The sequence below is a fragment of the Arthrobacter sp. C2 genome (assembly GCA_024207135.1).
Taxonomy (GTDB): domain Bacteria; phylum Actinomycetota; class Actinomycetes; order Actinomycetales; family Micrococcaceae; genus Paeniglutamicibacter.
Genome location: CP042428.1, coordinates 3,863,731 through 3,882,393 on the forward strand (window position 1 = coordinate 3,863,731; position 18,663 = coordinate 3,882,393).

Below are 18,663 nucleotides of genomic sequence, written 5' to 3' on the forward strand. Positions count from 1 at the left end.
TCCATCCTAATTCACCGGCCTTGGCTAGACCTCGAGCTTGCGCCTGATGAAGGAGGAGAGCTGGTCGACCAGGATGATCAGCACCAGCACCACGATGATCTGCGTGGCCATCGCGTCGAAGCGGAAGGACTTGATGGACTGGTTGATCAGCAGCCCGATGCCGCCCGCCCCCACGAGCCCCAGCACCAGCGAGGAGCGTACGTTCACGTCGAAGCGGTAGAGCAGCAACCCGACGAACTGGCCCAGCACCATGGGCAGGGCAGCATGGGTGACCTGCTGCAGGCGCGAGGCCCCGGCGGTGGACAGCGCCTGTTGCGGACCGTTGTCGGCCTCCTCCATGGACTCCGCCCAGAGCTTGCCCATGACCCCGGTGTTGTGGCAGATCAGCGCGAGCACCCCGGCGAAGGGGCCAAGGCCCACCGCGGTGACGAAGATCAGCGCGAAGACGATGTCGGGGACCGCGCGGAAGAAGGACAGGACCGCGCGGGAAAGCTGGTACACGGCCCGGTGCGGGGTGGTGGTGCGCGAGGCGAACACCGCCAGCAGGAGGGCGGAAGGGATCGAGAGCGTGGTGCCCAGCAGGCCGATCCACAACGTCACCGTGGTGGCCTTCAGTGCCGGGGCCAGCACCCCTTCCCAGTCCAGGTCCGGCGGGAAGGCATCGGCCAGGAAGGAGGCCATGCCCTCGGCGCCGGTGACCAGTGCCGCGACCTCGAAGTCGGTGCCGCGCAGCGCGAAGACGTGCAGCACGACGAAGACCGCGATGGCGGTGAGGATCGAGGTGATCCGCCACCCGGCGTTGGGGAGCTTGGGGACCGAGAGGCGTGCGACCGGCGCGCTCATGCCGCTGCCCGGTTCGGGGTGTAGAGGCGGGCCTGCATGGACGCATCCAGGCCGGAGATGTCCCCGGAGTATTCGATGCGGCCGTCTATCAGGCCGATCACGGTGTCGGCGTGGCGCAGCGCCAGGTCCGGCTGGTGCAGCACCGCGGCCACGGCCAGGTTTTCCTCGTGGGCCAGTTCGGCCAGCAGCGCCATGACTTCCTCGGCGGCGCGCGGGTCAAGGGCGGAGACCGGTTCGTCGGCCAGCAACACGGAAGCGCGCTGGCACAGGGCGCGGGCGACCGCCACGCGCTGGGCCTGCCCGCCCGAAAGGCGGCCGGCCTTCTCGTGGGCGCGGTCGGCCATGCCGACGCGGGCCAGCGCAGCCATGGCCTCCTCCTTCAGCTCGCGGGGGAAAAACATCGGGCTGATGGACGCCGGTCCGCCGAGCCTGCCCAGGGCGCCGGCGCACACGTTTTCCAGTGCGGTGCGGCGCGGGACCAGGTGGATCTTCTGGAAGACCATGGCCACCGAGGACCTGGCCCTGGCCAATTCGGTTCCGCGCAGCGCTGACAGCTCGGTCCCGGCCAGCTTGATGGAACCGGCCTCGGGGGTCTCCAGGCCCATGACGCACTTGAGAGTGGTGGACTTGCCCGAGCCGTTGGCGCCCAGGAAGGCGACCACGGAGCCGCGGGCCAGGGTGAAGCCGACCCCGTCCAGCACGGTGCGTCCGCCGAAGGACTTGGTGAGGTGTTCCACCTCAAGGATCGGTTCGCCGGGCACGGTGGCTTCGGCCAGCCGGGGGACTGGAAGATGCAGGGTGGTCATTAGATGTCCTTTTCGGTCAGGCCCATGGTTTCGGCCAGGTCGAAGAGCGGGCTGTAGGTTTCCTTGGTGACCTCGATCAGGGGTCCGGCCGGGGTGACGTCCAGGAACTTGCCCACGGCCTCGATGTCGGCCGGGGCCAGGTTCAGCAGCGCGTCCTTCACCGCTGCCTTGAAGGCCGGGTCCGCGTCCGCCGAGACGGTGATCGGGTCGTTGGGGATGGATTCGCTTTCCCAGACCTGGCGGAATCCGGCCGGGTCGAAGTTGCCCGATTCGGTGGCGCTGGCCAGGGTCTGCGAGTTGATCTGGGCCGCGTCCACGGTGCCCTTGGCCAGGGCCAGCAGGGCCTCGGGGTGCCCGCCGGCGTAGTTCATGTTCAGTTCGTCCTCGGCGATTCCGGCCTTCTTCAGGCCGAAGCGCGGAAGCACGTCCCCGCTGGTGGAACCGACCGAGCCCAGGGCCAGGTCCTTGCCGCGCAAGTCCTCGATGGAGCGGATGTCCGAGTCCTTCGGAACCCAGATGCCGGCGGTGTAGGAGGAGAGCTTGCCGTCGGAGGTGCCGAAGGACGCCAGCGGCTCGGCGTTGGCCTTGGTGGAGGCGAAGACGTAGCCCATGGGACCGAACTGGCCGATGTCCAGCTTCCCGTTGCGCATCGAGAGCACCTCGGCGGCGTAGTCCTCCACGACCTGGACCTCGATGCTGCAATCCAGTTCCTTGCCCAGGGCGGAGGCCAGGACCTGGTAGGCGGGTTCGAGCTTGGTGGGGTCCTCGAACGGTTCGATGCCGAATTTCAGTTCCCCGGTGGGGCAGTAGGCATTGGAATCGGCGCTGGCCGGGGCCTCGGTGGAGGAGCAGCCCGCCAGCGTGAAGGCGGCGAGGGCGGCCAGGGACAGGGCGAGGGTGCGAGTGGTTTTCATGGAAAGTCTGGTCCTTAGCGGGTGGTGGAGGCGGTGGGCCGGGAGACGGGACGGGAGTTGAGGTTTGCCTCGGCCAGGCCGAAGGAGAGCGTCATGCCGATGCCACTGGTCACCGAGACCAGGGTGATGGCCTCCGTGATGTCGCGGACCAGGAGCGGGGAGACCTCGGAGGAGGCGTAGATGCCCTGCCAGCGTTCGGAGGGGGCGAAGGAATCGACGTCGAGCACCTTTGCCGCGGCCTGCAGGAGCGTCTGGGTCGTGGATTCGTTCAGGAACGGGTCCTGGGACAGGTCGTAGGAGTGCGAGTCCCCGAGCAGCAAGGTGCCGTCCGGACGCTGGGTGAACATCACGTTGGCGCCGATCTCCAGCAGGTCGGGGCGTGCGGCGGCGACCTGGGCGCGCAGTGCGCTCGCCGAGGGCAGCTGCGTGAACGCGTCGTAGCGCAGCATTGAGGTCGCGGTGAGCACGGCCGGGATGATGGTGGTGGATTCCGGGGCGGGGGCCGCGGCCATCTGCAGGGCGCAGCGGGTGATTCGGTGCTCGGCGGCGATCTGCGGGAACAGGTAATCCACGTCGTGGCCGACGCAGATGAATACCCTGTCCGCCTCGAAGGCGCCGCGGCCGGTGTCCACCCGGGCCTTGCGCGAGGTGCCGGCGCCGAGGCCCAGGGCGGCGGTGTTGAAGTGCACCGCTGCGTCGTCCTGGGCGTCGAGCCAGCCTGCCAGGGTGGCGACGGTGGTGCGCGGGTCGACACGCAGGTCGTCGGCCAGGAAGGCGCCGCCGCGGATGCCGTCGGTGTTTTCGCGGCCGAGCCTGGCCCGCACGGCGTCCGGGTCCAGGACGGTGACCTGGCCCTCGGGGCGCGAGGCGGAGAATTCGCGCAGCAGCTGCAGCTCGGTCTCGGTCGCGGCCACCACCAGGGCGCCGGACTCGATGGCCCAGAATCCTGCCTTGGCCGCGAAGTCGAGCCAATGCTTCCGGCCGGCCTGGGCAAGTTCGTAGAGCTCGCCGTGCTGGGCGGTGATGCAGGCATGGCCGAAGTTGCGCACCGAGGCGCCCACCGCACGGTGGTCGCGTTCGATGACGGTGACGCTCAAGCCCGCTTTCAGGGCCAGTGCTGCGTGGGCCAGGCCAATGATGCCTGCCCCGACGACCAGGACGTCGGTGCTTGCCACCGGTTCTGCGGTGGCCTCGGAATTTGTTTTGATCATGTTCACGGCATTGATGTTTGCCGCTCGGGGCACCCGGGATCAAGCCAGAACGGCACTTGTCCAAACAAGTTCACCAACGGTTCATTTGGTCGACAATTACTTCATGACCTGTTCATTTGCAGTTCACTCAGGACCCCGGATTGTCGCGGAATCCACTTGTATGCTCAAGTACGTGCCGTCAATATCCGATGAACCCATCCACCAGCAACTCAGCGAACTCTTCCGCGAGAAGATCTCCTCCGGCGACTGGAAAGAGGGCAGGCCGCTGCCCAGCGAGGCGGAGCTTTGCGCCCAGCACGGTGTTTCCCGTGGAACGGTCCGCCAGGCGTTGGCAAGCCTGCGCAGCGAGGGGATGGTCACCGGTGGCCGGGGAAAACCCCCGGTGGTCGCCCGCCCGGTGCCGTCCCAGTCGTTTGCCACCTTCATGTCCTTTTCCGAGTGGGCCCATTCGCTGGGCCGGGAACCGGGGCAACGGACCGTGGAGATCGCCCGGCGCCCGGCCGGCGAGGACCTGGCGGGAAAGATGGGGCTCCGGCCCGGGGAGCCGGTCATCCAGGTGCTGCGGCTGCGGTCCCTCGACGGGAAACCGACCATGGTCGAACGCAGCAACTTCATTGCGGAGGTCGGCAACGCCCTTTTTGGCTTCGACACCGACAGCGGCTCGATCTTCGGATACCTGACGAGCCGGGGCGTGGACCTGACCCGGGGCCGGCACGTGATTGATGCGGTCGGCGCGGACGCCACCGACGCAGAGCTGTTGGGCGTGGAGCCGGGCGCGGCGCTGCTGCGCGAGCACCGGCTGACCTATGCGGCCGACGGCCGCATCCTTGAATGCTCGGATGACCGGTACCTGCCGCACCTTGCAAACTTCGTCATCGAAAACACCAGGGCATCCAGGGCCGCGCTGGTACGCGTCCCGCTGGTTGCCTGACACCTGAACCACCAACATAAGGATGAAAACAATGATTGAACTTGTCGTCTTGGACATGGCCGGCACCACCGTGAACGAGCACGGGATCGTCTACCGCGCCCTTGAGGATTCGGTCACGGCCACGGGGGCCACCGTGGATGCAGCCGACCTGCAGACCTGGATGGGGGCGGACAAGACCGAGGCCATTGCCGCACTGATGGAACTCGGCGGCGTGAAGGCGGACCCCGGGGTCGTTGCCAAGCAGTTTGCCCACTTCCGGGCCATGCTGGCCGAGCGCTACGCGGCGAACCCGCCGGAGGCCCTGCCAGGCGTCGAGGACGCGCTGCGCGCACTCAAGGCCCGCGGAATCAAGATCGGCCTGACCACTGGTTTTTCGCGCGACGTTGCCGCACCCATCCTGGAAACGCTGGGGTGGGAAATCGGCCAAGGCCAGCTGCTCGATGCCGTGGTCACCAGCGACGAAGTGGCCGCCGGCCGGCCGGCGCCGTACATGATCCACCGGGTCATGGAGGCCACCGGAGTGCACGATGTGCGCGCCGTCGTGGCCGGCGGGGACACCGTGGTCGACCTCCTGGCGGCCCACCATGCCGGCGTGAAGGGACTCGGCGTGCTCACCGGGGCGCTGGGCCGCGAGGAGCTTGAGCGACACCCGCACAGCTGGGTGTTGGAAGGCGCCAAGGACCTTCCCAGCGTTCTCGAGTCTGCACTAGTCAGCCGCTAATAATATCGTTTTGGTAACAGCGTCCCGGGAGCCAGTGTGGTCGCCGGGACGCTTTTTGGTGCATGATCAACTTTTTTATACGGTTTGACTAGGCCTGATGAACATGGGGTGGGCCCCCGACTTGACTTGGCCCCGGGGTGGTGCCGTACGGTCTTTAAGTAACGTTTCTATAACAACAGGTTACGGAACGCGTCACAACTACCGCCGAGTATCCCTCGTTGTCCACGGCGGCGGTAGCCACTCGAACGTCGATTGCGACGCCGGACAACGCCGCCATGATGGTCCTGGACGACCTAAGCGGAGGATGGCACTGGAGAAACATGATCCAGCAGAACACCAAAACCAAAAACATTCGCCGTGGCGCAGCAACCGTCGCCGCAATCGCCTTGGCGGGGGGAGCCATGGCAATGTCGGTGGCACCTGCCTCGGCAGCCAGCACCAGCACCTGGGACGCACTGGCCCAGTGCGAGTCCGGCGGCAACTGGTCCATCAACACCGGCAACGGCTACAAGGGCGGGCTCCAGTTCTCGAACTCGACCTGGCAGGCCTACGGCGGCAGCGGAAGCGCCGACAACGCTTCCAAGTCCGAGCAGATCCGCGTCGCAGAACGTGTGAAGGCCGGCCAGGGCTGGGGCGCATGGCCCGCATGCTCTGCCAAGCTGGGGCTCTCCGGCGGCAAGGGCTCGGTCGCCAAGACCTACGAGTCCACCCCGAAGAAGTCCACCGAGGCTTCGACCTACAAGTCAACCTCGGCCAAGACCTACAAGACCAAGTCGGTTCCGGCCAAGAGCTATGCCTCTTCCGGCAAGCGCGCCGCAGCACCGGTGGCCAAGGCCCCGGTCATCAGCGTCAACGTCAAGGACTCGGGCAAGAACTACACCGTCAAGGCCGGGGACACCCTGTTCAAGATCGCCCAGGCCCAGGGCCTGAGCAGCTGGCAGGGCCTGTACTCGCTGAACCAGGATGTCGTTCCCAGCTCCGACCTCATTTTTGTTGGACAGTCGCTGGACCTGCCAACCAAGTAAACCGGTCCCTCGCATGAGCGGACGAACGGCCAGGAGGGCTGTTCCCTAGCCAAACCCCCAAGTGGCTAGGGAGCAGTCCTTTTGCGTGTCCGCTCCCCGCTTCCCGATGCCGGGGCCGCGGCTCAGGCGAACGCGAAGACCGGCGGGAAAACGAACACCACCACGGCCGCCCACAGGCCATAGACGGGCAGGTACCTGGTCTGCCAGCGTTCGAGCTCCGCGAACCGGCACCTGCCGCGCAGGAACCCGGCCGAGAGCCAGGCTGCCCGAAGCAGGTGGACAAGCAGCAGCAGGTTTAACCCCAGAGCGGCGATCTTGTTGGGGCTGGAGCCGAACTCGGCGATCCGCGCCAGCATGGCGGTAAGCATCACCGCGTCCACGGCCAGGGCGGCGACCAGCAGTACCAGCTGCAGGACATCGAAGATGCCCGCCGGAGCCAGCGGCTCGCGCGCCGACAGCGCATAGAGCAGCAGGCACAGCACCAGCACCAGGACAGCATTCATGAGGATCAGCAGGCCGCGGTCGACATCGATGAGCCCGCCCGCGGTGGTGAGCACGACCAACATGGCCAGCAGCATGGCGATGGTCAGCGGCGTGAAGATGCGCGTGAGCACCGGCGCGATGTTCTCGATGACGTCCTGCTTGGCCTCCACCAGCCAGGCGGCGACGACCAGGGCCCCGGGGACGGCGAAAGGCAGGATCCAGGCCTCCATGATCGGTTCCAGGTCCAGGCCCACCAGCTGCAGCACCGCGGCGGTGAGCCCGATGAGCACCCCGCCGCCGAGGCCCAGCAGCGTGAAGTAGATGGCCAACTCGCCGGTGAACCTCACGAAGTCCATGCGCCGCCCGTCGCTTCGCCACCGCCCGCCGACGTACGCCACGCCGGCCAACAGCCACAGGAGCACCGGTGCGTGCAGTGCCGCCAACAGCCCGGTGGAACCCTCCGGGGCGAACGGGTAGGCGTTCAGCACCACGGCCAACGCGGCGAAGGGAACAACCAGCGCGAGCAGGAGCCGCACGGCGAGCCGCCGCTTCCACGCGAAGTAGGCGGCCAGGAAGGGGAAGACCAACAGGCCCGTGTTGCGCAACAGCACCTCGTCCCCGCCCAGCCAGGATAGCCCGGCCTTCAGGGCCAGGCCCGCGCCCACTGCCAGTGACAGCACGACGGCAAGCTCGCGCCACGGCGGAACGCCGGTTGCCGCAGGGTCCTCGGGAAGCAGCACCAGCTGCTTCCACAGCCTTTCGGAGTGTTCCCGGGCAAATTCGCGTGAAACGGCGTCCAGATTGCCCATGCGCTTGATGGCCACCAGGAAGGATTCATCCTCGTCCAGCCCGCCGGCCCGCCGTTCGGCGATTTGTTCACGCAGGTGGTCCTCGAGCTCGTCGAGGTCGGCGGGCGAGATGGCACGGCGTCGGGCGACGTAGCCGCGCCAGTGTGCGATTTGGGCTTCGAGCCCCTCATGCGGTTCCATCACGCCCACCCCGTTTCCATCGCCGGCGGCAGCTGCGCGTTGTGCCAGACCTGCCGCAGCGCCTTGGCCACCACGCTCCACTGTTCCTGACGCTCGGCCAGGGCCTCACGTCCGGAGGGTGTGATGGCGTAGTGCTTGCGCCGACGCCCGGTCTCCGGGGAGTGGCCCCAGCTCGCCTCGAGGTGGCCGAGCCGTTCGAGGCGGTGCAGCAAGGGGTATAGCATTCCGTCGGTCCATTGCATGTCCCCGCCGGAAAGCTCCCCGACCTTCTTGATGATGGCATAGCCGTGCAACTCGCCTTCGGCGAGGATTCCCAGCACGAGCGGGGTCGCCGATGCGGCGACCAGGTCCTTGTCGATGCGCACGATTCCTCCTATACATAGATCTTCTATGTATTGAACGCCCGTGCGTCCCTGAAAGCAAGCCAAGGCGGTGTCGATTCAACGGCAAAGGTCCCTTTTGCCCCCACTTTGTGGGGAGAAACGGGACCTTTGCGATGTGGCCCGGTGATGGGCCTGTTGCCTACTTGCCCTTGGCCAGGATGGCGTTGGCATCCACGGTAGCCATGGCGTTGGTGTCCATGTTCTGGGAAGGGCCGTTGAGGAAGCGCTCCAGCGAGTCGTCCATGGCGTTGATCCAGCGCGTGTGGTGGATCTCTGCCATGGTTCCGGTGATCACCGAACGGTGGGCCTTGTCGCGGTAGCCCAGGATGTCCTCCGACTTGTGGCGCATCCAGTCCTTGAACAGGGTACTGACGGCGTCAAGGTCGAATTCCGGGTAATCGGTCGCGTTGATCAAGTCGCGGACGTAGTCGGTCTGGAAATCGGCCTCGGCGTCGTGGTCGGCCAGGGCGGCCTGCGCATCGAGCCAGGACTGGATGTCGGCGGCACGGGCTTCGGCCGAGGGCAAGGCGATCTTGCCGGTCATGGCATCGCGGGCAAACCATGCCTGCGCATCGAACATGTTGAAGGTGTAGTACTGGTCTTGGGCGCCCAGGTAGAACAGGTTGGTGTTCTGCTGCCACACCACACCCTTGTAGAGGTTGCCCGGGTACAAGACGTTGGGGGAGCTTACCGCCAGGTCCGAGGGCAGGAACGGGTACTTGTGCAGGTAGCCGGTGCACATGATGACAGCATCGAATTCGCCGCTGGTGCCGTCGGCGAAGTGGGCCGTGGTGCCCTCGAAGCGGGTGACCAGAGGACGCTCGACGGTGGTCGAAGGCCAGTCGAATCCCATGGGTCCGCTGCGGTAGCTCAGGGTGATCGAGGCGGCGCCCATCTTGTGCGCCTGCATGCCGATGTCCTCCGCGGAATACGAGGACCCGATCATCAGCAGTCGCTTGCCGCCGAAGCGCTCGGCGCCGCGGAAATCGTGGGCGTGCAGCACCTCGCCGGGGAAGGTGTTGATCCCGTCGAAGTCCGGGATGTTGGGGGTGGAGAAATGCCCGGTGGAGACGACCAGCTTGTCGAAGACATGGGTCTTGGATTCGCCGGTCTTCACGTCCTGGCTGAAGAGCGTGAACTCCTCGGTTGCCTCGTCGTAGTTGACCCAGCGAACGGCGGTGTTGAACTGGATGTACTTGCGCACGTCGGACTTTTCGACGCGGCCGGCAATGTAATCGAAAAGGACCTCGCGCGGAGGGAACGAGGAAATCGGCCGGCCGAAGTGCTCGTCGAAGGTGTAATCGGAGAATTCGAGGCATTCCTTGGGCCCGTTGGACCACAGGTGCCGGTACATCGATGAGTGGGCCGATTCCCCCGAGCCGTCGATGCCGGTGTGCCAGCTGTAGTTCCACTGGCCTCCCCAGTCGGATTGCTTTTCGAAGCAAACGATTTCGGGCATGTCCGCACCCTTGGCGCGCGCGGCCTCGAATGCCCGCAGCTGTGCCATGCCGCTGGGTCCTGCACCAATGATTCCGACTCGCAAGCTCATGCTTTTCTCCTCATTCCGGGGCCGATTCAATTACCCGTGGCAAAGGGAAATTCGGGACCGCGCCAATGAAAGGCGACAGCGGAAGTACGACCCTTGAAAGAAGAAGTGCTCTCCTCCGAATACAAGGCCAGGCGCTTCGTGCGCCGCAAGGTCAAATGCTCCCGGGCCTCGATCCCCACAAGGGGAGAGGCGCCGCAATAACAGAAAAAGACCGGCAGATAGCGGTCATTGCGGTTCCGAATGAACCAGCGTTCGGCCCGATGTGGGTGGACTGGTTCTCTCTCCATAACAACAGTAGCGGACCAATTAGTCAAATCTTGTGCCCTAATTCAAGGCTGCGAACCCAGCCAAGGGCAAGAGTTCCAAATAGTTATATGTCGGAATATTCCCCGGGATCCTGAGGCTGATCGGCAGATGGGATAAGCGTTCCCGTGCGTCCATGTTCCAACGTCACGATTTTGACAATGACATGAGTGAATTGGCGGATATTTGAAATGCTAAATTGCTCGTCCGAGTTCGGTTGCCGAAGGCGTTGTGGCTGACTTCGGGCACATCCCGGGCGCGCGGGCGGGCCCGAAACGCAGCTGGTGGCCTGGCGGGACGAACCCGGCTGCACCGGACAGCTGCTATTGGAACCGCCAAGCGGAAAACTGCCCCGGCCGGTGGATTCCTCCCCCCTGCCCACCGTGGGTTTCGCTTTGTCCTATGCTCGGGTGCACCGGGATGCCGCGGCAGGGCAGGCACCCCGGGACACCTGCTGGTCAACGGGCGGCGAGCAAGGTTTCCAGCCGTTCGTAGCCCTGCGACATGCCCTCTTCCATGCCGGATGCGGCCATGCCGTCGCGTGCTTCGATCGAGGGGTAGACCGAGTGGCCCACCAGCCGGCAACGGTTGCCATCAAGGGCCTCGAAACGCATGTAGTCCATGGCGACGACATCGGGCTGGCCGTCGTACTCGAAGGTCTGGATGGCGAAATCGTTCTCGCGCACGGTGTGGAACACCCCGGTGAAGCCGTACGAGCCGATCTCGTTGGAGTGCGTGTACTTGTAGGAACCGCCTGTGCGGAAATCGTAGTGGTCGATGGTCATTTCCATGCCGTTCGGCCCGAGCCACTGGGCGACCAATGCGGGATCGCGATGTGCCTCGAACACGGCCCCGACGGGGAAGTTGAACTCCCGGGAGAAATCGATGAAGGGAGTGCCTTCGGGGATGCTGAGGTTCAATGGGGTGCTCATGATGAGACTTTCCTAAAATTGTCCGCGGCGTGCGGAATGCTTTTGGAGCACGGCATCCAAGCGGTCGTATTTTGCCTCGGCAAGTATCCGGTACTTGTCGATCCAGCCGGTCAGTTCCGTGAGTAGTGCAGGATTCAGGTGGACCGGGCGGCGTTGCGCCTCGCGTGTGCGGGTCACCAAGTGCGCCTGTTCCAGGACCTGAATGTGCTTCGAGATGCCTTGGATGGACATCTTGAACGGTTCGGCGAGTTCGTTGACGGTGGCCGGCCCGGCAGAGAGCCGGACGATGATCTGCCGCCGCGTCGGGTCAGCGAGGGCGAGGAACGCCCTGTTGAGGTCCTGCTCGTCAAACATCGCGTATTCAACTCATTCCTTTATCAACCTTTCGGTTGATTACTAGGATCCGCCGATGCCCGTCCGGAGTCAAGGGGCGGGCGGAAGGAATCCTGTAAAATTTCCCGATTCGGCACGATCCGGGACGCGGCCGGTGCGGATGTTGCCGCGGTGAATCCCCAGGGCAGCGCCCGCAGCCATGCACCGTGCCGTCTATGCAACAGAGCGCATGAATTCGCGGGCCGCAACAGCATGGCGCCCCTGGATTCCCAGGAACAGCTCGGCACTTCGGTGCCCGGGCCAGTTGCCGGGCAGGTAGCCATCGGGCAGGCCGGGATCAAGGTAGGGGATGGTCCGCCAAGAGTCGATGGCCCGCACGTAGGCCGCGAAGCTGTCGCCGGCGTTGGGGAAGCCGGCCTTGGCCACCGCCCCGTTCTGCTCGAGGAACCCGTGGTGCAGGGCGGCCAGCGCATCCAGGTCCCACCATGAAGCTGCCAGGGCCTGCGGCGTGCCGGTGAACTCCAAAACGTTGGAAACGATGATGGTCGCGTGGTCCTCCAGGCCGAGCACGCGCAGGATCTCCCACACCTCGGCGCGCAGGTAGTCGGGGAAGATCCACAGCCCCGGGGCCACCAGCCCGCCGCCGATTCCCTGCAGGTACTTGCGCAGTTGGTGGCGGCGTTCGCGTTCGGACTCCGGGATCGAGTAGGAAGCCAGGCACCACGAATCGCCCGCTGCCATGGAGCGTGGCTCGAAGATGCGCCGGTCCCCGCGGGCCAGGATGCGTTCGCCGGTGGCCGTGAGCTCGAGCCCTGTGGTCCCGTCCCGTTCCTGCTGGTCCAGGATCCCCTTCTTTTTCAGGCGGGAGATCGCCGTCCGGGTCACCTGCGGTTTGGTGCCCAGGGCATCCATCAACGCAATCAGGTGCGCCGAGGAAATCCAGCCGCCCAGTTCGCGCAGGTACAGCCCCACGATGGTGCGGACCAAGGACGTGGTGCTGCCCGGGCGGGCGTCCAGGTCGTCGAGTTCGGAAAGCACGTCTTTAGGCTACTTGCCGATCTCGGTGCGCACGGCGTACAGCTCAGGGAAGAACGTCAGGTCCAGGGCGCGCCTGAGGAAATCCACTCCGGAAGATCCGCCGGTGCCCTTCTTGAATCCGATTGTGCGCTGCACGACGCGCATGTGGCGGAAGCGCCAGGCCTGGAAGTTGTCCTCCAGGTCGACGAGGTCCTCGCAGGCCTGGTACAGGCTCCAGGTGGTGTCGTCGGATTCGTAGATGTCCTTGTAGATGGGAACCAGGGCCTCGTGGAACACCCAGGGCTTGGTGACGTCGCGGCCCAGGATTTCCTCGGGAATCGCGTAACCGGCGCGGGCAAGTGCATGCAGGAAGGCGTCGTAGACGGTCGGTTCGTGCAGGACCTGGGTGAGCAGCTGGTGCGCCTCCGGATCGGACTCGAAGACCTTGAGCATGCCCTCGTGCTTGTTGCCCAGGATGAACTCGACGGCCCGGTACTGGAAGGACTGGAAGCCGGAGGACGATCCGAGGAACCCGCGGAACTGTGCATACTCGCGCGGGGTCAGCGTGGCCAGCACGGCCCACTGCTCGGTGAGCGTCTTTTGGATGTGCTTGACGCGGGCCAGGCATTTGAGCGACTTGCCGATTTCGTCGTTGTCCATCAGCCGGCGCGACTCCGTGAGCTCGTGCAGCATCAGCTTGAGCCAGAGTTCGCTGGTCTGGTGCTGGATGATGAACAGCATCTCGTCGTGGTGCTCGGGAACGCTGACCGGGTGCTGGGCCGAGAGCAGTCGTTCGAGGTCCAGGTAGCTTCCGTACGACATGGCATTGTGAAAATCGGTGCGGACGGTGTCTTCGATTTCGCGGGCACCCTCGGGTGTCTGTGCGTGTGGGCAGGCCATGGAAATAGCGTATCAGTATCTCAACGTGCGTCAAGAGAGTGAAATAAGCCGGATCTGGATCCCCGGGGCAAAAAATGCTGGACGGATGTCTGGTCTCGTCGGGTCAGTAGAGTTGCGAGGTCTGTTCGGGGCCGTCGCCGGTCCGCCCCATGTCGAGCGCCTTTCCCGGGCGTTGTCATGGTTTGATTGAAGTTTGTATCGAGATCGTGGGCCGCAGAGAAAACGCGCCCGAAAACATGGGGGATTCATGAAGACTTTCACTCGCACGCTCACTGCCCTTGCCGCGGCGGTGTCGATCGCGTTTTCCGGGGCCGCCGTGGCAACTGCCGCACCCGTGGCACCCGTGCAGGGGGCCGCCGTCGTTGCTGCCAAGAAGGCGCCGGCCGTTGCGATCGGGAAGATTCCCACCAAGACCGTCAAGGGATCGGCGAAGGCCACCATCAAGCCGTTGGCCAAGGCGGCCAAGGGCGTGAAAGTCACCTCCAAGGTGCTGACGGTCAAGCAGGGGAAGAAGACCGTTGCCAAGAACAAGACTTCGGTCAAGCTGAAAACCGGCACCTACAAGGTGACGACAAAGGTGAGCTACAAAATCGGCAAGAAGAAGGGGACCATCTCCAAGACGCAAACCCTGATCGTCAAGAAGGCCGCGGCGAAGAAGTCGTGGGCAGCACCGAAGGGCAAGAGCTGCCCGGCAGGGTTCCCGGTCAAGGGCAATAAGACCGGCAGCAACAAGGAGTGGAAGTACCACGTTCGCGGTGGCCAGTACTACACCCGCACGGTTCCGGAGCAGTGCTTCAAGAACACCTCCGACGCGCGGAAGGCCGGATACCGCGCTTCCAAGCGCTAAAGCCGTTCCGGCAATCTCATGACGGCCGTGGCCCGCAGTCAAACTGTGGGCCACGGGTGTTTACATGTACCTTTGGCGCCGTGCCTCGTTGAGTCATCTTGAAAGAGCGATTTGAAACACCTGATTTCCTTTATTCTCACCGTGTTGATCCTGACCGGATCCCTGGTCGTGGACCCCGCTGTCATGGACGGAGCTTCTCCGTCGGAGGCCGCGAGCGGTGCCTCGGCATCCGTCAGCGTTCCCGCCGCGAAGGCCAAGCCCAAGGCGCCGGCCGGGGTCGCAAAAGTCCTCCCGGGTGCCAGGCTCGACGGCCCTGCCGCGATGACCGTCCTGAATTCCTTGCCGGTCAAGGGCAAGGCGCCGGCTACCGGGTATGACCGGAACAAGAAGTTCGGGAACGGCTGGAAGGACTTCGACCGAAACAAGTGCGACGAGCGTCAAGACACCCTTACGCGGGACATGTCGAAGGTGAAGTACAAGGACGCCAGAAAATGCCAGCTGGCCTCGGGCGTCCTGGCCGACTCCTACACCGGAACCTCGATCAAGTGGAAGGTGAACAGCGGATCCGTTGACATCGACCACGTGGTTGCGCTGAAGAACGTCTGGATCTCCGGGGGCCAGAAGCTTTCCCAGGACCAGCGGCTGGCGGTCGCCAACGACCCGTTGAACCTGATGGCTTCGCAGGCCTCCGCAAACAGGTCCAAGGGCGATGCCAATGCCGCCGAATGGTTGCCGACCCACAAGCCTTTCCGCTGCCAGTACGTGGCCACCCAGGTCAGCGTGAAGAAAAAGTATGCCCTTTCGGTGACCGCTGCCGAGAAGACTGCCATGAAGCGCGTCCTCAACTCCTGCCCGAAGCAAAAGGCCGCAAAGGTGGCACCAATCAAGGTGGTTGCGGCCAAGGCTCCACCCGCCGCACCGAAGAACACCGCGGCACCGACCCAGAAGCGGCCAACCAGCGTGGCCGCGCCCAAGCAGGTGTCGCCCGGCGCATACTGCGCGAAGGCCGACAAGGGTTCCAGAGGCATCGGCAAGAAGAACGGCAAGAGCTACACCTGCAAGACCGGCAGCTCCGACACACGGTTGCGTTGGCGCTAGCCCCCGCAACCAATTGCCGTACCGATATCCGGTACGAACGTGAAATTGCCGCCCATGCGCTTGCAGGGGCGGCAATTTCGCTTCATCCCGCGGTTGGCCCGGGACTACCTGGCCGAGAAGAGCCTCCCAAGCCAACCGCCCTTCTTTTCCTTGGGCGCATTCGGGTCGCAGCCGCATCGTTCGGTGCGCGGGACGTGCTTCATGACCTGCTGGACGTGTTGCCCGCACCCGGCCCAGGTCGTCTTTGAGCATTTGCGGCAGGTGACTGCTCGACACATATTCGTTCTCCAGGAATAGGTCCAAGGCGAAGGCCGATTGGATGACGCCCAAACCAACGATCTCATATACCCCAGGGGGTATCAAAATGGGTGGCGTGGCCGTCCTTGCGGGCGCCCCGCCCCCGCTACTCCGACGCCGCCGGGGACCCCGGTTCGAACGCAGTCTATTGGACCTGGAAGTGGCGGCCGGTGCGCAAGGGGAGCACCTTGCCCAGATCCACGCCCTCCGCAGCGATTTGCAGCATCAAGCGCTGGCGTTCGCCGGCGGTGATGTCCGCCGCGTAGCAACGCCTGGCCACCAGTGCCAACCTGTCGGCCAGCTCATTCATGGGATCGCCCGCGTGTGCCTTGACCCAGCTGTACCGTACCTCCGAGCGGGACAGCAGCTCATGGATCCTGTGGACGATGGACCGGGCCGCCTGCGACCTGCTGCGTGCGTGGCTGGCCGGATTGTTGAGCAGGTCGATGGCCATGAGGGAATCGGATCGGATGTGGAAGCGAACCCGTCCGGTGAACAGATCCTCGCGGTACCTGCTGGCATCCAGCAGGGCGTAGTGGATCGAGTTCAGTTCGCCTTGCAGTATTTCCTTGCCGGTGGCCGCATAGGCATTGATCGTTGGCGACGAGCCCCTGCCGTAGTCAAGGATCCAGCCATGGCCCATCAACGGGCTGTGCCAACTGCGCGAGGCGTCGGTGGTGATCGTCAGTTCGGAATGGAAGTCGTCGATGCTTTCACGCAGCAGTGCGGCGGCGGCGCGGGCTCCAACCAGCGGACGGAATTGCTCGGAGACCTCGAAACCCATCCGTGCCAGCGCCTCGGGCAACCTCAGGTGCCCCTCGAGCAGCACGTTGTCGCAAAAGACGGACTCCGCCGCGTTGCAACGCACCGCACGAATGGCCTTGTCGATATGCGCCATGAGCACGCCGAGCTTTTGCCCGGATTCGTGGACGGGAAGCACCCCGTTCCTTTGCCCAACCACCTCGATGGCCTGGGTCCGCACGACGGCCCAGAAGAGGTTCTGGTTGTGGGGCACCACCTCGACGGTGACCCCGGAGCGTTCGGTGACCTCTTGGACAGCAGGGATGAACCGCATGGCAGGAGGCATGGGGCGTGGTGCCTGCATGGTCTCCTCCTCGGTTCGGCGCTCGGGTATTTCCGCATCCGGAAACCCCCGTCTCCCAAAGCTACCCAAAATATTCCGTCGTGTGGATAGAAGACACTTCCCGGACCACGGAAGTTGTCGACTTCGCTCGGCCGTCTCCTGGCCCGGTCCGGCCTTGATGCCACCGCAGGGATTGCGGAAAACAAAGGGAGGTGAAGACGGCAGCGATGCTTCGGGTGCCACGAACATCGAATCCTGAAGGCGATGCCGGCATTCCACGGGCAACGCGATCGACCGCTGACGGGCTTGGTATGCCGGGCATTGGGTCGGGCTGTCTAGGATGGTCCTAGGAGCAAGAGAGTCTAGATAAGTGAGCGCGCACAGGCATGGATCCACGGCCGTCCAGGTTGCAACACCAGCAGCTGATCGTCACCCTGTTTGGGCTCTATGGCCGCGCGGGCGAAGGCGTCTTTCCGGTGTCGGTACTGGTGGACATGCTTGGTGCCCTGGGCATCGAGGGTCCCGCGGTCCGCTCGACCGTTTCTCGGTTGAAGCGCAATGGCGTGCTCGTGAGCCGTCGGCAAGCTGGCGCGGCCGGCTACTCGCTCGCCGGCGATGTGCGTGATGCCTTCGAGGAGGGCGACCAGCGAATCTATGCCCCCGAGCGGTCGCGCCCAGGGGATCAGTGGTCGTTGGTGATTTTTTCCGTACCCGAGGCAGAACGCAATCGCCGCTACGAGTTGAGAACGGAATTGACGAGCCTGGGATTTGGGGCGGTCGGGGCCGGTGTGGCCATCGCGCCGAGCAACGTGCTTTCGCAGGCGGTGCGGCGGCTCAAGGACCGGGGTCTCGATGGGTATGTCGAATACTTCAGCGCCGATTACCTGAGCGCGCACGACATCAAGTCCAAGGTTCCCCAATGGTGGGACCTCCAGGGCCTGGATGACCAGTACCAGGAATTCCTCGACCTGTACGGTGCCGCCGAGGGGGAATGGGCGGCGCGAATCGACGCGGTCGATGGCGACATCGAATCCGGCACTGAACTGGCCCGGGAGGCCTTCGCCTACTACGTCCCCATGCTGACGTTGTGGCGGCGTTTCCCCTACCGGGACCCGAACCTGCCGCTGGAATTCCTTCCGGACGGGTGGAAGGCCCCGGCGGCCAAGCAGGCGTTCTGGGCCTTGGATGCCTTGTTGGCACCCATTGCCAAGTCCTATGCGCTCTCGCTTCTGGGCTCGCGGGGTGTGGGGCCGGACGCCGCGGACATCCAGGAGAGTGCGTTGGGCCAGTGATCGGCCAGCGGGTCGATGGCCTCCAAGTGGCCCAGGTGGCTGTATTCGACCAGCGACACCCTCGCTGCTTGCCTGTTCGCTGCAGCCACGAAGTCGCGGGAATGCGACAGGGGCACGCGGTCATCGTTGATGCCGTGCAGGACCAGTATCTGTGTGTTGCCCAGTGGTTGCCGCATGGGTGAGGCTGCGCGATAGGCCTCCGGGGCGTCCTCGGGGGAAACCCCGAAGTATTCGGCGGCCGCATCGTCTCCCAGCCGTTCCCGATAGGTCCGCTCGACGTCGGTGACCGGAGCCAGCGCCACGACCGCGTCGACGAGTGGGGCCGTGAGCAGGGCGAGCTGGCCACCCACCGAGTGCCCCACCGCGACCAGGGGCCCGCCGATCCTTTCGGCCTGCTTGAGCTCGGACACCAACGCCAGTGCCGTGCGAACATCGTCCAGGGGTGCCGGCCACGGCCCGGTGGTGCCGCGGCGGTATTCGACGTTGGCGGTGACCCAGCCGTTCTCCCTCAGTGAGGCCGCCAAGGGATCCATGAGCGAGGCGTGCAGGTGCGAGCGCCAGTAGCCGCCATGGATCAGCGCGGTGATGCCGCGAGGGGTGATCCCGGGTGCCGGCCACTCGATCGAAACGTGCTGTGCCGCATCGAGGCCGTAGGGCATGGGAACAGTGCCCGGTGCGCGAGGTGCCATTGTGTGGGCTCCTTGG

20 protein-coding genes are annotated in these 18,663 nt (G+C 64.8%); 6 read left to right on the forward strand and 14 right to left on the reverse strand.

The features are described from left to right. Positions 1 to 24: 24 nt before the first annotated feature. From phnE to FPY90_RS17735, 4 genes are read right to left on the reverse strand one after another with little or no spacing between them, the layout of a single operon-like run. Positions 25 to 843 carry a phosphonate ABC transporter, permease protein PhnE gene (phnE, locus tag FPY90_RS17720; protein WP_498682483.1) on the reverse strand — a complete coding sequence of 273 codons (819 nt, stop codon included), beginning with the start codon at positions 841 to 843 and terminating at the stop codon, positions 25 to 27. Beyond that, complete coding sequence (locus tag FPY90_RS17725) at positions 840 to 1,649, reverse strand: phosphonate ABC transporter ATP-binding protein (RefSeq protein ID WP_498682484.1); 810 nt, start codon at positions 1,647 to 1,649, stop codon at positions 840 to 842. The genes phnE and FPY90_RS17725 overlap by 4 nt, the downstream gene beginning before the upstream one ends. Next, entirely contained in the window at positions 1,649 to 2,563 is a 915-nt protein-coding gene (locus tag FPY90_RS17730; protein ID WP_498682486.1) for a phosphate/phosphite/phosphonate ABC transporter substrate-binding protein, read from the reverse strand. Before FPY90_RS17730 ends, FPY90_RS17725 begins: the two co-directional genes overlap by 1 nt. Positions 2,564 to 2,577: 14 nt before the next feature. Next, complete coding sequence (locus FPY90_RS17735) at positions 2,578 to 3,774, reverse strand: TIGR03364 family FAD-dependent oxidoreductase (RefSeq protein WP_071216085.1); 1,197 nt, start codon at positions 3,772 to 3,774, stop codon at positions 2,578 to 2,580. A gap of 172 nt (positions 3,775 to 3,946) precedes the next feature. Here FPY90_RS17735 and FPY90_RS17740 point away from each other — a divergent pair, with 172 nt between their 5' ends. The 3 genes from FPY90_RS17740 to FPY90_RS17750 all read left to right on the forward strand — a co-directional run bounded on the left by FPY90_RS17740 (position 3,947) and on the right by FPY90_RS17750 (position 6,451). Then, a complete protein-coding gene (locus tag FPY90_RS17740; RefSeq protein ID WP_217641930.1) occupies positions 3,947 to 4,705 on the forward strand; it encodes a GntR family transcriptional regulator in 759 nt (252 codons plus the stop codon). 31 nt (positions 4,706 to 4,736) lie between these two features. Then, positions 4,737 to 5,426, forward strand: coding sequence for a phosphonatase-like hydrolase (locus tag FPY90_RS17745; RefSeq protein WP_071216017.1), 690 nt, complete (start codon positions 4,737 to 4,739; stop codon positions 5,424 to 5,426). A 320-nt stretch (positions 5,427 to 5,746) separates the two neighbouring features. Next, positions 5,747 to 6,451 carry a transglycosylase family protein gene (locus FPY90_RS17750; protein WP_071216016.1) on the forward strand — a complete coding sequence of 235 codons (705 nt, stop codon included), beginning with the start codon at positions 5,747 to 5,749 and terminating at the stop codon, positions 6,449 to 6,451. Between the two features lie 122 nt (positions 6,452 to 6,573). Here FPY90_RS17750 and FPY90_RS17755 read toward each other — a convergent pair whose 3' ends face one another. From FPY90_RS17755 to kynA, 7 genes are all read right to left on the reverse strand, one after another. After that, positions 6,574 to 7,923 carry a permease prefix domain 1-containing protein gene (locus tag FPY90_RS17755; RefSeq protein ID WP_071216084.1) on the reverse strand — a complete coding sequence of 450 codons (1,350 nt, stop codon included), beginning with the start codon at positions 7,921 to 7,923 and terminating at the stop codon, positions 6,574 to 6,576. Next, positions 7,923 to 8,288 (reverse strand): PadR family transcriptional regulator, encoded by a 366-nt coding sequence (locus tag FPY90_RS17760; RefSeq protein ID WP_071216015.1) that lies wholly within the window; start codon positions 8,286 to 8,288, stop codon positions 7,923 to 7,925. The genes FPY90_RS17755 and FPY90_RS17760 overlap by 1 nt, the downstream gene beginning before the upstream one ends. Before the next feature lie 157 nt (positions 8,289 to 8,445). Further along, on the reverse strand, positions 8,446 to 9,855 hold the full coding sequence (locus tag FPY90_RS17765; RefSeq protein WP_498682491.1) for a trimethylamine monooxygenase: 1,410 nt from the start codon (positions 9,853 to 9,855) through the stop codon (positions 8,446 to 8,448). Positions 9,856 to 10,616: 761 nt separating this feature from the next. After that, complete coding sequence (locus FPY90_RS17770; RefSeq protein WP_071216013.1) at positions 10,617 to 11,090, reverse strand: SRPBCC family protein; 474 nt, start codon at positions 11,088 to 11,090, stop codon at positions 10,617 to 10,619. 12 nt (positions 11,091 to 11,102) lie between these two features. Beyond that, positions 11,103 to 11,444: an ArsR/SmtB family transcription factor gene (locus FPY90_RS17775; protein ID WP_071216012.1), complete on the reverse strand. Its 342-nt coding sequence runs from the start codon at positions 11,442 to 11,444 to the stop codon at positions 11,103 to 11,105. A gap of 192 nt (positions 11,445 to 11,636) precedes the next feature. Beyond that, complete coding sequence (locus FPY90_RS17780) at positions 11,637 to 12,461, reverse strand: PaaX family transcriptional regulator (RefSeq protein WP_071216011.1); 825 nt, start codon at positions 12,459 to 12,461, stop codon at positions 11,637 to 11,639. A gap of 9 nt (positions 12,462 to 12,470) precedes the next feature. Continuing rightward, entirely contained in the window at positions 12,471 to 13,340 is an 870-nt protein-coding gene (kynA, locus tag FPY90_RS17785) for a tryptophan 2,3-dioxygenase (RefSeq protein WP_071216010.1), read from the reverse strand. Positions 13,341 to 13,587: 247 nt separating this feature from the next. On the opposite strand from kynA, the gene FPY90_RS17790 reads away from it, so the two are divergent. Both FPY90_RS17790 and FPY90_RS17795 read left to right on the forward strand, forming a co-directional pair. Beyond that, complete coding sequence (locus tag FPY90_RS17790) at positions 13,588 to 14,187, forward strand: sunset domain-containing protein (RefSeq protein WP_071216009.1); 600 nt, start codon at positions 13,588 to 13,590, stop codon at positions 14,185 to 14,187. Between the two features lie 111 nt (positions 14,188 to 14,298). Then, positions 14,299 to 15,285, forward strand: a complete 987-nt coding sequence (locus tag FPY90_RS17795; protein ID WP_498682495.1) for an HNH endonuclease family protein — start codon at positions 14,299 to 14,301, stop codon at positions 15,283 to 15,285. Positions 15,286 to 15,389: 104 nt separating this feature from the next. Here FPY90_RS17795 and FPY90_RS17800 read toward each other — a convergent pair whose 3' ends face one another. After that, positions 15,390 to 15,629: a DUF8730 family Cys-rich protein gene (locus FPY90_RS17800; RefSeq protein ID WP_498682498.1), complete on the reverse strand. Its 240-nt coding sequence runs from the start codon at positions 15,627 to 15,629 to the stop codon at positions 15,390 to 15,392. Between the two features lie 98 nt (positions 15,630 to 15,727). Then, positions 15,728 to 16,687, reverse strand: coding sequence for an RNase H family protein (locus tag FPY90_RS17805; protein WP_175475520.1), 960 nt, complete (start codon positions 16,685 to 16,687; stop codon positions 15,728 to 15,730). A 386-nt stretch (positions 16,688 to 17,073) separates the two neighbouring features. Between FPY90_RS17805 and FPY90_RS17810 the strand changes: the two genes are divergently transcribed. Beyond that, positions 17,074 to 17,958, forward strand: coding sequence for a PaaX family transcriptional regulator (locus tag FPY90_RS17810; RefSeq protein WP_286135475.1), 885 nt, complete (start codon positions 17,074 to 17,076; stop codon positions 17,956 to 17,958). Here the strand turns inward: FPY90_RS17810 and FPY90_RS17815 are convergent. Then, the gene (locus tag FPY90_RS17815) at positions 17,880 to 18,647 is read right to left on the reverse strand and encodes an alpha/beta hydrolase family protein (RefSeq protein ID WP_083411406.1); all 768 of its coding nucleotides are present in this window, start codon (positions 18,645 to 18,647) and stop codon (positions 17,880 to 17,882) included. The two genes, FPY90_RS17810 and FPY90_RS17815, sit on opposite strands and share 79 nt — an antisense overlap. Positions 18,648 to 18,663 lie beyond the last annotated feature (16 nt).